This window comes from Phocaeicola salanitronis DSM 18170 (assembly GCF_000190575.1).
GTDB lineage: Bacteria > Bacteroidota > Bacteroidia > Bacteroidales > Bacteroidaceae > Phocaeicola > Phocaeicola salanitronis.
The window spans coordinates 1228866-1241487 of record NC_015164.1 but is presented as its reverse complement, the minus strand read 5'-3'; the positions used below and the strand labels follow the sequence as shown (position 1 = coordinate 1241487).

Below are 12622 nucleotides of genomic sequence, written 5' to 3'. Positions count from 1 at the left end.
AACTGTAAAGTTTCAAATGAACGATTAGGGTAACAGCTCACGGCTGATCCAGTAATAGGTCTCTCCGTTGGATTTGAACGATTTGCCGGCTGCTTCGTCCAACATTTTCTTCTTTTCCTTGAAGTATTCAATCAGCATGTCCAGTTCCACGTCCGTAATCATATCCTTGTCTTTCAGGTCTTTGACCCGATAGACCTCAAAGAACGGGTAGTCCGCCGGGCAGGAGGTAAACCGCTGCAAGGCTTCCGATATGGGCATTCTCAAAAAGGTCTTCCTCTTCACCTTGCAATACTTGTCCGTGTTGCGCTCGGACAGGAAATGCCGTACCAACTTTCTCCGCACACGGCGGGTAGAGGCATATTCCGGCACGTTCAGGCTGTCCGTCTTCACGTGTACGGTGGATTCTTCGGTATCTGTTTCGAAGTAGTCGTTCGGGCAGTCGCAGATGTCCACTTTCGCCTGTTTTTTCTTCTTGACGGCCTCGTATTTATAGTCCACAATCAGCTTGGCGGGTTCTTCCACATATTTTCTCAGGCGCTTGAACTCGTCTTCGTTGGCAAGCAGATAATACTCCAGTGTCCGTGATAGCGAGTCTGGTAACACGACAGGCTGTGCCGGCAGGTTCCAGGCTGGTTCGACACCCGGAAGCACAGACAATATCGGTTGCACCCCTGCCTGGCGGATGTGGTAGTAGTCCGTCATAGTCGAGTCCGCCTTATACCGTTGGGTTCCCACTTCGTCGAATGCTCTTGTCAGGCTGTTGCTCAGCAGGGTGTTGTCAAACTTCACTTGCAGCAGCATGGAATCCAAGGCGGAGGTCAGCCCTTCCAGTTCCAGCGATTCGTTCTTTTGCGGAAACACCAGCCATCCCTGTGTCATGCTCCGGTTGGGGAAGTCCAGGCAATAGGTATTATGGCCCACTTCCGCGTATTCGTTTTCATTTCGGACTTGTTCGGGATATACCACCAGCTCCCGTTTCTTTCGGCTGATGCGTGGTGCCGAGCAGTCTATCATGTTCCCGATTTGCAGCACAAAGTTGTTGAAGTTGTCCGGCTCTCCTCCGTAAAGCTGGAAACCCAGCAGGCGGCAGTTGTTCTTCACCAGTTTGTTCACCAGAGTAGAGTCCGCCCATTCGCTGTTGAATCCTTTGTCGCCGATGACGACCAGGATGTTTGTCTCATCTGGGCATTTGTTGAACTGTTCCACCCCGATTTGAACACCTGACCAGCTGCCGAACCGTCCGTATGTAGGTTTTAGTTGCTTGACGTTACGTGCCTTGGCGGAAAGGAAGTCAAGCAGCTCCATGTAGTCGGGAGTCAGTTTGCAGATGGGGTCTGTCGGGCTGTCCGGTTCGTTGAAGGTCAGCACGGCGCCGAACCTGAAAGAAAAGCTCTCGTCATTTACCAGTTGCGACTGCAATCCCTGAATGGTGTTCACTACGGCTGGAAACTGCTGGATGGTGTTCTCTTTTCCTTCCAGTACAAACATCAGGTTTATTTTCTGCAAGTCCTTCTCTATCTTATTCTTGAAAGTGCTGTAATAAATCGGATTTCCGTTAACATTCAGCACATAGCTTTCCTGTTTGTCAATGATCGGCATCGGAATATGCGTCCTGAAACACAGGCTCGTGTCATTCTCTTTGTAAAACAATACAGGACTGTACCATATTGCAGGCTGGCTCTCTGCAAATTCCAGTTTCTGCCTCATGTCGCCGGCCGACAGCTGCAAGGTGTCCTTTCGTTCCCTGTCTTTGAAGATGAGCGTACTGTCCGGCAGCGAGGCTATGTCTATATGGAGTTGTTGCCTGGCAGCGGTCAGCAGCCCTCTGTCTATCCATCCGACAACCGTCTGTCCTATGCTGTCGGCGTCAAGCTGCGGTTTGTTTGCCACGAGTACACATCCCTTGTCTTCCGATATTTTATAAGGGTACACGATACTGCAAAACGGAATCTTGCCGGCTTCCTGTGTCAGGTCGGTATTTTCAAACAGTTTCACAGAATCATTGGCAAAATACGCTGAGGGATTGGCCAGTGCCACGGTGTCGCTCAGCATGACCACTTGCTTGTTCTTGAATCCCGTGAGGACATCGGTAAATCCGCTCCGGGTCAGCAGCAGGTCGTTCTGGTTCATCCAGCCGCAATACTGGGCCTGTTTCCATTCTTTCAGCTTCCCGTTCTTCAGAATGGCGGGATTATATTGGATCAGTTTGAGCCAGTCCCCTTTCCGTTTGATGACCAGAAAGGCATCCATGTATTCCACGGCCTGCATCTCGTTTTTTCCGCTCGGACTCAGATAGCTTGTCCCTTGTTCCTTGGCGAAGACAATCCACGGATGATGCTTGAACAGCGACAGGCTGCGGGGGGCTTTCACTCCTTCCACCGAATAGTTCCGCACATATTCGCGCGGAACATTCTTCACCCGTGTAAAACGGTGTACCGGCCCGCAGGCTGTCAGGCAGGCAATGCTGAAAATACACCCTGTCTGAATCAGATGCGATATAAAGTTCTTTTTCATGGCTCGTTACTTTTTTGATTCGGAAAAACGTTCGTGTTGGGTCACCATCAGCTGCATGACGCATTCGTTGTTCAGGTCATCGCCCATATCGACAAACACTTCATCAATCACGGTTTTCTTTCGCGCAATGATTTTCAGCCCCTGGCAGTAAGAATAGAAGTCATTCTTTTTATGGTTGTTGACTGTGACGGCTATGTCCGGATTTCCACAGAGATATTTCTTCAGGATATAGTTATAATGGGTATTGAACGGTCTGCCGTCCACGATGGCCTGCAAATGTTCTCGGATATCGTTCCCGATAATGACAAGCACGTCCGTAGAGTCGTTTTCTGTGTACTGGGAAAGGATTTTAATCGTGTGCCGTACGGGGTATTGTGTGTCTTCCGTAGTCAGCAGCACTTCATATTCGCCTGGTTCCGAATAGGCATAGAGCGGATTTTGTTCTCGGGAATCAACGATTCCTGACTCGCCGAATTGCCACCGCCACTCTTTCGAGGGGCCGTATCCTTTGAAAGACACGATTTCACCTTGGAAAGCGCTTGCCGGAGCTTTCATTTTTACAAGCTGATCGCTCCCGTAAGTGTTTGTTTTCTTCCGTACGGTGATAATCTGCTTCTTTTCCAGCGAATGGTCCACTTGCAGGCGTACCTGGTAACGCCCCGGTTCTTTGAACACATATTGCCCGTTTCGTTCGTGTGATACATCCCCGTTGCCGAACTCCCAGAGCCATGAGTTTGCCCTGCGGGTACTGTCCGCATAATAGATAGGTTCTCCGACCTCCACTTCTATGGGGGTCAGTGTCATCCGCACGGTCCGGCTGGAGAAAAATATCCGGATCAGCACGGCAATAAGTATGCACAGCAGCATGGCTGCCGCTACAAACAGAATCTTTCTGGTATAAATCTTTCCCATGTCATTCATTTTTTAGTGCCTGAACGCAAGTCTTCTTCTTTTTTCTGCAATCCGATCTCGCATTCTTCCAGATTGGCTTTGAACAGTTGTATGTTTTGTTCGATACTCCACAATTGTTTTTTGTCTGCCAACCACATGGCGTAAAAGTCGGCTATGTGCATAAACAGCTTGTACCGTTTGTCCCAGCTGTTTCTTTCGTATGTGTTGCGCAGGTTGTTTATCAGGTAGTGGATATCGTCTTCTTCATATTGGGCATGTACCCCTGGTTCGAAGGTCTCGATTTTACGGAACAGGGAATCTATGGCCTGTTGGCTGTCGGCTTGTTCCTGTTGGAAATCTTTAATGCGGTCCATTTTTATTTTCACGAACTCCTTCTCTTCAAACATCTTGAAATCCGAATTCCACATGAATATTGCCAGGCAACATACCACGGTTGTTACGAAAAAGAACAGGAATACATAAATATGCCCCATCAGGGTCTCCCGCTTGTTCAGTGTTTTTTTATTGTCATTCATAATATGCAGTTTTATTTGTTGTTGGAACCGACATTCAGATTGCGACGTGTCTTCCAGTTGTCTTGGATACATTGCATCAGGTCTTTCTTTACCATCTCTTCCTGAATGCTCAGCAGGCGGATGGAGTCTTTTACACTCAGGAACATGTTGATGTTTCCCAGCAGTTGCTTGTAAAGCCTGCAATCCTTGTCATCCATACTTTGCATGTACTTCAACAGGTTCATTTTCCGCACGCTGACAACGCTTTGCAGAAGAACATCGTTAATCTGTGGCGAGGTGTTCATCAGCTTCATGTACTGATAGACCGAATCCACGCTGTTTGACAACGAAAGTTCTTTGGCATAGACATAGTCATACTTCAATGTCTGTTCCGTGATCCGTTTCACTTCCGTACTGGACGTTTTAAGGAAACTGGCAAATATGGCCACGGCAAGAATGACGCAACCTGTCAGGTAACAGGAAAATTTCAGATAGGCTTTCCTTACTTCCGTATTATTTCTCGGTTTCATATCGGATAGGTGTTTTATGGGTTACAAATAAGTGCTGATTCCTAAATAGGCTCCTTGTTCCGTTGGATTTCCCAGCTTGAACTGGGCGTCCTCCTGCTGTATGATATAACGGACTTGTATTTCTTTGTCGGCAGGCAGGAACAGGTCCATCAGGTCGCAGAGTATCTGGCGGTCAATGGTATCGGAGAATAGGGTCTCCATCTTCTGTGCTGGTAGCGGGCCGATTTCCAACAGCATTTGGTAAGTGCCGTCGGCAAAACGGTTCCCCAGGACCATGGTGTCCCCCAAAAGGCATTCTCCCAGTTTAGGGACAAGATGCGGGTCCGCTTCCACCACGCTTTTCTCACCTTTCTGCAGGCGGATAGGCACTCCGGTCAGCATGCTCATGCACTCGCTTATTTGGGAAGGACTGACGGTAATCTGTTCCATATAGGCAAGCATGCGGATAAGCATAATCGCCAGATGGACCGGCAGCAGTTTCAGCACCGGCCACTGGTCGGAGAATATGCTTACAAAGTCCGGATGTACGTTCATTTCATCGATACGTCGTTCCTTGTTTTGGAAACTCACCAGCATATAGTCCAGGGTTATCTCGAAAGGCTTGAAAAAGCGCCGGGCATAGAACTCTTCGTCCCGGTGGATCCGGATTTCATCCAGTATCTGCTCTTTGGAGCTTTTGTCGGACTGGTAGAGGTTCTTATGAAAAATGCCTTCAGGCAGTGTGTCATAAATACTCCGCCTGTTCACGTAGAGATACAGGTAATCTGTCAGGTCGTATTGGGAATATTCCGAGTGGGCATCATGGATGTCTTTCGAAAAGCCACGCCGTATGTCCCCCAATCTGGAAATGAGGGTGCGCTCCGCGTCGTAGCCGCTTTCTTTCAGTCCGCTGGCCACCACTTCTGCCTTGAAATCGGTGTCCGGCAAATTGAACGAATGTGGGCGTTCGTCAAAACATACGATTTTGTCAGTTTCTTCTGCCATAACTTTTCGGGTATTCAGGTTAGTCCAATATGTTCCAACGTGTCTCGCTGGATTCCTTGGGGTGTCTGGAGCGTTCGGCAACCACGATGTTCTCCTTGTGCTTGCCAATGTATTCAAGGCGGCTGAGGGTGGTCCACAAGTCATTGAACAGGTATAGGAAACGCTCTGTTGTTACCATCAGTTGGCGGATATTGTGATGGTCATACAGCAAGCCGCAATTTTCCCGCAACAGCCCTTCGTATGCGCCGGGAGTGATGCCGTTCCATTCATTGAAGTATTTCAACAGATCTTCTTTCTCCTCCTTGCTCATGAAACTCAGGCATACGTACAGGTGGTGGGCCAGTGTGGAGAATACATTCAGAAAACGCAAGGGGGAATAGTATTGTCCTTCATTACGGTAGGAAAAATAAATGTCGGATATGAAAAGCATGATATGGCGGCACAACATGCCGATGTTTGTGGCCAGTGCCGTTTGCTTTTCCGCATTTTCCACCTTGGCGAGAATATCGAATGAGGCTTTTTCGATGGAATCGACAAGCTGCCCGAATTTGGTGTAATAGTTCTTCAGGTCAGGATGGCTGGACATGCTGGTACAGGGAGGTATGAAGTTACCGTCCACTTCGCAGCGGTTGCCGTTCTTGCGCAAACGACCGATCAGCAGGAAGTGCCTGCCTAGCTCGCCTCCGTTGGTTTGCCCTGTTGGCAGTACGCTCAACGCATATTTAGGCAATGCGTTGGGTTGCCGCGGACTTAATTCCTTTTCATCCGGGACACCTGAAGGACGGTGCTCGAACGGATCAGCCATCAGGATGACGTCCCATCGCAGGGCTTTGTCTTCCATTTCATCGGCAGAAATATGGAAACTGGCCGTCAGTTCATCATTGTCTCCTGCGTCATAATCAATCAGGTATCCTCCGGAAGTAATGGCATAGCACCGTTTCAGACGGACTTCCAAAGTTCCCGTGACAAGTTCCGTGATGCTGAAATCTCCGGAAACGGGTTCCCCCTTCTTGAAGGGTAAAAGCCCGTAGTTGGTGCGGTTCAGATGATACGACTGGTATTCGCACAGCCGGTGCGTAAAATGGTTTTCCTGCTGGACGAAGTGTTCCTTCTTGACCGGCATGCCGTCCGCCCAGTTCACAAGCGGATAGCTGCCCCTTTTATTTTGATTTCCTGCCATAGTATTGCGTTTTAATATTCTTTATATGTTACTAGTTCATTCGCTACCCGTTTGGCGATAATCACATCATGCATCTTCAGCTTGTTTTCCGCAAGCGTGAGTTCCGGGTCAATATAGAACCTCTTTCTGAAAAAAGAGGATTTGGTATAGAATACCCATTCATAATATGCCCCGCCTTCATTTTGATAAACAATGGGCGAAGAAGGCGATTTGAGGTTGCAGTCATCAATCATGCGCTGGAACCATTGCCCGAAAATGACATCATCGGAGGCCTTGCCGGTAATACGTTCCGACACTGGGTCGTCTACCCTGCGGAAAATGTCCACGTCGATGACGATACTTCGTTCGCGGTTGATATACAGGGTTTCTGAATCGTATTCTTCCGAGTATTTCCACACTTTATAGATTTCTACAGGTATGTCGAAATAGCTTTTTACCGTCTGGGTATATAGAAGGGGAAATACAAAAGGCAGTATGCAGGTCGAAGCCCATACCCCGTATTGAAGTTCGTTGCAGAGGTTGAAGACGACCGAAAAAATTCCGGCACCTAACAGCACGACCGTGACTGTCATCAGGCACTGTATGCCGAAAGAGGGCATCTCCTTGCCCGAAGAAAACACTTTGCGCAAGACAAATCGGTTGTAATACCCGCCAATCCAGTATAGGATAACCAGCAGGATATAGATATAAGGCATGAAATTGTAGTCCATAAATCCGGACAGGCCGGGCAGGGCAAGCACGATACTGCACACGAGCAGATAAACAATCAGTCTCTTGTTGTTCAATAGTCTGTTCTTCCGTGCGACGAAATAGGCTGCTATCCCGAAAATTACGGTAAGCAGGGGCATCAGCAGATACGATGAAATAAGATGTTGGGTAACTGGGTCCATATGCTATAAGTTATTTAGGCTTTATTGTATTCGATGAATATCCGGTAATTGAATGTATCTGGCGAACAGGCTGAAAGCTTGGTTCTCAGATTGTCTTTCATCTGCTTCTCCTGTGACGGGTCGTCCAGCTTTTCTTTGAGAATCAAGTGTACCTCTTTGGTCCGTATCAGTCCTTCACTGGGCATCGGGCTGATTTCCACTCCGTTCTTAATTTCTGTACGTACCAGCAGCTCTCCGAGTTCTTTTTTACAGAAACTGATAATATCATTCTGGGTCAATACACGGCCATGTGAAATGAAACCGTATTTGTAAATGTCTATGCGTTCCCGGTTCTTGGGAGCCTGTTTGCCGCCATAGGTGGTGCTGACAAGCGCAAGAGTCCTTGGCTCCAGATAGGTGTTGGTATTGGGCGACAGATCCACGCCGGCTTGTATCTGGTTTCCTATCTCACAGTTGGTGGTCCAGTATTTGACGGTAACCTGGCCTTTACCGGTCAATTGGTCGATCATCAGGTAGTAGGGCGTCTCTCTGAACTCATTCATGTTATCGGCTGTTTGTTTCATTTGTGCCACCAGTTGCTCCATTTGGGTGGCAAGTGCCTGTAGCTTGATGCTCGAAACGGAACCGAATGCATGGGTCTCATCATCCAGCAGGTCCAGCAGATAGCATAGCAGTTCTTTGGCAGAACGGGAGTCAAACCGTTCGCACCCTCCTTTGCGGATGGAATACGTGCCATAGCCCGCCTTGGAATTTCCCTCCGGGTACAGAAGCTCATGATAGCTTTTCCCGTCCGAGTCTTTCACACTATGTACGGACAACAGGGATTCATGATTTTCCGTCCGCAGGGGAATCACCCTGAAAGTGTCTTCAAGGGTGCTCACTTGTTCACGCAACAGTTTGTTTTCGACGGGCACGATATTGATTCCCGCTTGCAATTCATCCATAACCTCAGCTGTGAAATGGGCGGGAAATTGTATTTTTAGCCAGACCAGCCTGTCCTGCATCTTTTCCCGCACGGCTTCCTTGAAACAAGGATGCAGTTCTTCAGGCAATGTCTCTTTGCAGGAATCATCAAGCGGGAAAGACTGCCGGACGCTCAGGAAATGTTTATTGTAGATTTCCATGATTTCCTTGTCTATGAGGAACATCGCATCATAGTTTTGGAAAAATGCACGGAAGGGATTATCTTGTATATCGTCCTTTTCGTAGATTCCCCGCTGCATGACAACCTGTTCTCCCTTGACGGACCATTCCGTACAGGGAAGCAGGAACAGGTATTCATAGCTTTCCGTAAGATTGGGAAAATCAAGATAGAAAGAGAAATTCCGAAGGTTGGTAATGGATTCGTCCACAGCCAGGCCGAGCCAAACGGTACGCGGAGTCATTTTGGATTCCGTACGGGCAATCATGGTTTTCTCCAGGGTATGGTCTATCCGGTACAGGAGACTATTGCAGACCATATATCTTATGTCGGCTCTATGTAGCAGTGTATCACATGCCGGATAAAACGAAATACTTCCTGTCGACAGCTTCCGGATCAGTGAGTCGCTTTCATAATACATGCCCGATTCCCGGGTGATCAGATAAACGGGTTCAATGGGAAAAGCGTGTACGATGCCGTGTGCGGGGAAGGGGGAGGTCAGGATACCTGGTGTCAGAATCCGGGCGGTCTTTTCCAGCAGCCTTGTTTCAATGGCGGTAAAATCTTCTCCCAGCATATACATTTCATTGGCCAATGCTTCCAGCAGGAGCTTGACGACGGGATCAAAATTTTCGGCTTTTTTGATTCCCCAGAAAGTCGCAGCATACTTTAGCATACGGTTCCTGATTTGTTCCTTGTTATATTTCTCTATGCTCATATACCTTGTTATCGGGTTGAAATGGGACCTAAATAAATCACATAATAAAAGCACCGCTTCTCTCCTGTGTGTACCAGAGTGCCATACACATATACCTGAACGCGTTTTTTTATGGTCGAAGTGCCGGACACACTGACCTGTCGGGTCGTGTCATCTATGGCGACCCGTACATATACGTTCATAAGACGCTTTTCGTATCGGGTGATTGCCTTCGTAATGTATTCTGAGAATTGCCCTTCCCAACGGGTATGGGAGACAATGCTTTCAAAATCAAGATAAAATATCTCACAGCCGAACTCCTTGTCAAAGGTATGCTCTCCGGGAGCCGTACTGATCAGCAACTCGATGAACTGGTCAATCGAATCAATCTCGTTGCACGAGGCAAGATGGTTGTTTCCCACATCTTCGTTCAGCAGGGCCTCAAAGTCCAAAGGCAGTTTGCAAAATTTCGTTTCCATATCCGTCAGCACCATTCGTTTTCAAATTCCTCGTTCGTAAATTTCAGTGTTCTCGCGGCAAACAGCAGGACGATGCTGCACTCATGGGTACTATGGTCTATTCTTCGCCGGAAACGGATGCAGTTGCCCTCCGTAAAGCGCAGGGCGAATGCGGCCTGCTGGTCGGGTTCGTCTTTCCGGTAAATCCGCAGGTCTCCGTCCTCGTACATCCTGCTGTACGAGGCCCATCTCAGCAGTCCGTCCCCCGGCATGCCGGTAAGTGTGCAGGTGACAAAGCCGCCGTATGCCTCACCCTCCGGCAGTCCGTCGCGGTCGGTATCGCGCTTGAATTTCAGGTCAAACTCCTCTACCGCGTAGGTCTCGTGGCAGACAGTCAGCCGCATTACGTACCGGTCATCCGGTACGGCGGCGTCTTTTCGTTTGAACAAAGAGGTAAACCAGTTCATGATTTTAAGTTTAAGTGACACGAATCACCGGCTTCCATTTCCCTGAAATGAATGGATAGCGAAGTCCGGCTTTCTTTTACTGTCGAATGCACGTCGAGTTCAAGGCATTGGGCGCCTCTGAAACGGATAACTTCCTTGGGCGCACCGCTCAAGCCGGAAGTGTTCATTACCTCCCCGTCTTTCAGGATTCTTGAATTGAACATCCATTCCAGCAGTTCTTCCGCAGGGAATCCCGCAATGCTTGCCCGCATCCTGCCTCCGTGTGTCTCGCCAGTTACTTGTCCGTTCGGGCGGGCCTGTTTCTCGAAGTCATACTCAAAGCTCAGCAGGTCGTATGCCTGCACTTCTTCATGCTCCGAGGGTTCGGCGGTCCAGAACTTGATATATGATTGTGCACTCATATCCTTATGTTTTTTTATTCTTCTTCACTCGTCAGATTGGTTTGCAGCATGGCGGTCAGGGTCCGTTCCTCATTCATGCGTGACTCCACGAACAGTACCGTGTCCTGGTTGTCCAGATGCTTGCGGGCGTAGGCACGCAGGTAGGCTTTGAATGCCTGCACCTTCGTCCGGTATTCCTCCAAGGGGAGGGCGAAGATGTCTTGCGTTCCTATCCGTTCCAGTCCGTATTTCTCCAGTTCTTCTTCAAATAGCTTCTTTGATGGGTCACTAGAGATTGCATAAATAATTAATGTTTTATATTGTATCATATTTGAATTAACTTAAATTGATAATAAAAATACGAGTAATGATAAACCCTAAATACATTCCTATTAAAATTAAAAAAAAAGGAAAAACGTACACATTGTATAATATATTTGTATTTAAAAATACGATAAAAAAACAGAGAAACATTACAACTAAAAACACATTATTTAGTTTTGAGAAAGAACGGTAAATCCAATCATCATTCTTCTCTTTTTTTAGTTTTTGATACGTATAAAAACTAGCAATAGCTCCTAGCAATAGAAATATACGATACACCTCTCCTGTAAAAGTATATGGATACAATAAATTTAATGATATCAGAATGATAACATATACATTACTTAAATCGTTATATAATATATTTTTTCTCATTTTAATCTTTTATTTGGAAATATTTGTTCAAAGTGTTCCTTTTGTACAACATTCGTATTATCTTTTGGCAATACTAATGCTTCTGAATATAGTTGTTCTATTATTCTTGCTATTTTAAATTTATTGATAACCGAAGGTTTTACCACCTTTTGTGACTTGGAATTAAAATATGAATATTCGCTTCTATTTTTTTTCTGCTCATTATATCTACTATTATAATCAACATTGTTTTCTATAAAAGTATTTTTAGTTGTATCTATAGAAGTTACTTTATAGTAATCCTGTATTGCATAAGCTAATCCTGGCAAGAAATAATTACCTCCTCCATTTGAAAAATTTTTAGGATTTTGTATTGGAATAGGTTCTCTCATTGTATAATGAGTTTTAGGAATTTGGGTTTCACACCATGGTCCAGGATAATGAGAATTTCCATCTCCTACATTTTTATAATATATAACGGCAGCAATATAACATAAACAACCACCAGCCCAAACAAATGGAAGTAACACATCATCTACAGTCCCTACTCCTGTAACATCATCTGCTACAATAACTAAAGATAACGCAGAAGTTGATTTTAGGATATTTTCAGGAGTAAACCATGAATCGTCTTGTTGTTCTAAATTTGTCTCATAAAGTTTAGAACTCGCTCTATATGCTTTAGGAGAAATATCCAATTTACAAACATAGCATGAATCATAAAAAATTATATTCTTATTATCTTTAGTTGGAACAGGAACATTTTCATAAAAAGCATAACCGCAATTTTCAACATATCCCTCATATAAATCTCCATTACTCAATAAATTAGCATATAGATCCAATGAAATAATATTTGCTCCATCTTTTCTTTGCATAGTTATTTTACCCATCTATTATCAAATTCAATACCATTCACGCTAACACTCTCAGGAGATAGAATTAGAGTAGTTGACAATCCTTGTCCCAAAGCCTCTATAACTCGTCTCAGATTGACACAGTACGCATTTGTAAACGCCACCTCAAATATCACCCCGGACGTACCGGTCTTGAACAGCACCGCCCCGTTCTTCTTTACCCACGGCTTGATGGCCCATCCGTAGATATTGCTTTTCACCGTTTGCGAAAGGACAATCATGATTCGCCCTCCGCGCACTTCTCCTTCCGGTTGGTTCTTGTTTCCGTCAACAGGCTGGTGGAAACCTATCTTGAACTGTTCTACCGCATATTCGTCGCCGTCAATGCAGAATATGACATTCACATCGCTGTCCACTTGTGGAAAATTAAAGAGTCCCAT

At 46.3% G+C, this 12622-nt stretch carries 14 protein-coding genes; all 14 read right to left on the bottom strand.

The genetic code is table 11. The features are described from left to right. Positions 1–24: 24 nt before the first annotated feature. Positions 25–2514, bottom strand: a complete 2490-nt coding sequence (gene tssR, locus BACSA_RS05485) for a type VI secretion system protein TssR domain-containing protein (protein WP_013617124.1) — start codon at positions 2512–2514, stop codon at positions 25–27. Positions 2515–2520: 6 nt separating this feature from the next. After that, positions 2521–3426: a PKD domain-containing protein gene (locus tag BACSA_RS05480; protein WP_013617123.1), complete on the bottom strand. Its 906-nt coding sequence runs from the start codon at positions 3424–3426 to the stop codon at positions 2521–2523. Positions 3427–3431: 5 nt separating this feature from the next. Continuing rightward, positions 3432–3941: a type VI secretion system transmembrane protein TssO gene (locus tag BACSA_RS05475; protein WP_013617122.1), complete on the bottom strand. Its 510-nt coding sequence runs from the start codon at positions 3939–3941 to the stop codon at positions 3432–3434. A gap of 11 nt (positions 3942–3952) precedes the next feature. Then, positions 3953–4450 (bottom strand): type VI secretion system TssO, encoded by a 498-nt coding sequence (gene tssO / locus BACSA_RS05470; RefSeq protein ID WP_013617121.1) that lies wholly within the window; start codon positions 4448–4450, stop codon positions 3953–3955. Between the two features lie 21 nt (positions 4451–4471). Then, complete coding sequence (locus BACSA_RS20915; RefSeq protein ID WP_013617120.1) at positions 4472–5434, bottom strand: type VI secretion system baseplate subunit TssG; 963 nt, start codon at positions 5432–5434, stop codon at positions 4472–4474. A gap of 19 nt (positions 5435–5453) precedes the next feature. Then, positions 5454–6614, bottom strand: a complete 1161-nt coding sequence (locus BACSA_RS05460) for a hypothetical protein (RefSeq protein ID WP_013617119.1) — start codon at positions 6612–6614, stop codon at positions 5454–5456. A gap of 11 nt (positions 6615–6625) precedes the next feature. Further along, positions 6626–7504, bottom strand: a complete 879-nt coding sequence (locus BACSA_RS05455; protein WP_013617118.1) for a TssN family type VI secretion system protein — start codon at positions 7502–7504, stop codon at positions 6626–6628. Between the two features lie 14 nt (positions 7505–7518). Next, a complete protein-coding gene (locus BACSA_RS05450) occupies positions 7519–9363 on the bottom strand; it encodes a type VI secretion system baseplate subunit TssF (RefSeq protein WP_013617117.1) in 1845 nt (614 codons plus the stop codon). 8 nt (positions 9364–9371) lie between these two features. After that, entirely contained in the window at positions 9372–9821 is a 450-nt protein-coding gene (locus BACSA_RS05445) for a GPW/gp25 family protein (RefSeq protein WP_245546580.1), read from the bottom strand. Between the two features lie 5 nt (positions 9822–9826). Continuing rightward, positions 9827–10267, bottom strand: a complete 441-nt coding sequence (gene tssD, locus BACSA_RS05440; protein ID WP_013617115.1) for a type VI secretion system tube protein TssD — start codon at positions 10265–10267, stop codon at positions 9827–9829. Next, complete coding sequence (gene tssD / locus BACSA_RS05435) at positions 10264–10668, bottom strand: type VI secretion system tube protein TssD (protein WP_013617114.1); 405 nt, start codon at positions 10666–10668, stop codon at positions 10264–10266. The genes tssD (BACSA_RS05440) and tssD (BACSA_RS05435) overlap by 4 nt, the downstream gene beginning before the upstream one ends. A 14-nt stretch (positions 10669–10682) precedes the next feature. After that, positions 10683–10976 carry a hypothetical protein gene (locus BACSA_RS05430; RefSeq protein WP_013617113.1) on the bottom strand — a complete coding sequence of 98 codons (294 nt, stop codon included), beginning with the start codon at positions 10974–10976 and terminating at the stop codon, positions 10683–10685. Between the two features lie 366 nt (positions 10977–11342). Next, positions 11343–12218: a hypothetical protein gene (locus tag BACSA_RS05420; protein WP_144005184.1), complete on the bottom strand. Its 876-nt coding sequence runs from the start codon at positions 12216–12218 to the stop codon at positions 11343–11345. Then, positions 12206–12622, bottom strand: coding sequence for a type VI secretion system tube protein TssD (tssD, locus tag BACSA_RS05415; RefSeq protein ID WP_013617110.1), 417 nt, complete (start codon positions 12620–12622; stop codon positions 12206–12208). Before tssD (BACSA_RS05415) ends, BACSA_RS05420 begins: the two co-directional genes overlap by 13 nt.

Coding starts and splice junctions, on each gene's coding strand:
- tssR (WP_013617124.1), bottom strand. CDS start 2,514: ATGAAAAAGAACTTTATATCGCATCTGATTCAGACAGGGTGTATTTTC.
- BACSA_RS05480 (WP_013617123.1), bottom strand. CDS start 3,426: ATGGGAAAGATTTATACCAGAAAGATTCTGTTTGTAGCGGCAGCCATG.
- BACSA_RS05475 (WP_013617122.1), bottom strand. CDS start 3,941: ATGAATGACAATAAAAAAACACTGAACAAGCGGGAGACCCTGATGGGG.
- tssO (WP_013617121.1), bottom strand. CDS start 4,450: ATGAAACCGAGAAATAATACGGAAGTAAGGAAAGCCTATCTGAAATTT.
- BACSA_RS20915 (WP_013617120.1), bottom strand. CDS start 5,434: ATGGCAGAAGAAACTGACAAAATCGTATGTTTTGACGAACGCCCACAT.
- BACSA_RS05460 (WP_013617119.1), bottom strand. CDS start 6,614: ATGGCAGGAAATCAAAATAAAAGGGGCAGCTATCCGCTTGTGAACTGG.
- BACSA_RS05455 (WP_013617118.1), bottom strand. CDS start 7,504: ATGGACCCAGTTACCCAACATCTTATTTCATCGTATCTGCTGATGCCC.
- BACSA_RS05450 (WP_013617117.1), bottom strand. CDS start 9,363: ATGAGCATAGAGAAATATAACAAGGAACAAATCAGGAACCGTATGCTA.
- BACSA_RS05445 (WP_245546580.1), bottom strand. CDS start 9,821: ATGGAAACGAAATTTTGCAAACTGCCTTTGGACTTTGAGGCCCTGCTG.
- tssD (WP_013617115.1), bottom strand. CDS start 10,267: ATGAACTGGTTTACCTCTTTGTTCAAACGAAAAGACGCCGCCGTACCG.
- tssD (WP_013617114.1), bottom strand. CDS start 10,668: ATGAGTGCACAATCATATATCAAGTTCTGGACCGCCGAACCCTCGGAG.
- BACSA_RS05430 (WP_013617113.1), bottom strand. CDS start 10,976: ATGATACAATATAAAACATTAATTATTTATGCAATCTCTAGTGACCCA.
- BACSA_RS05420 (WP_144005184.1), bottom strand. CDS start 12,218: ATGGGTAAAATAACTATGCAAAGAAAAGATGGAGCAAATATTATTTCA.
- tssD (WP_013617110.1), bottom strand. CDS start 12,622: ATGGGACTCTTTAATTTTCCACAAGTGGACAGCGATGTGAATGTCATA.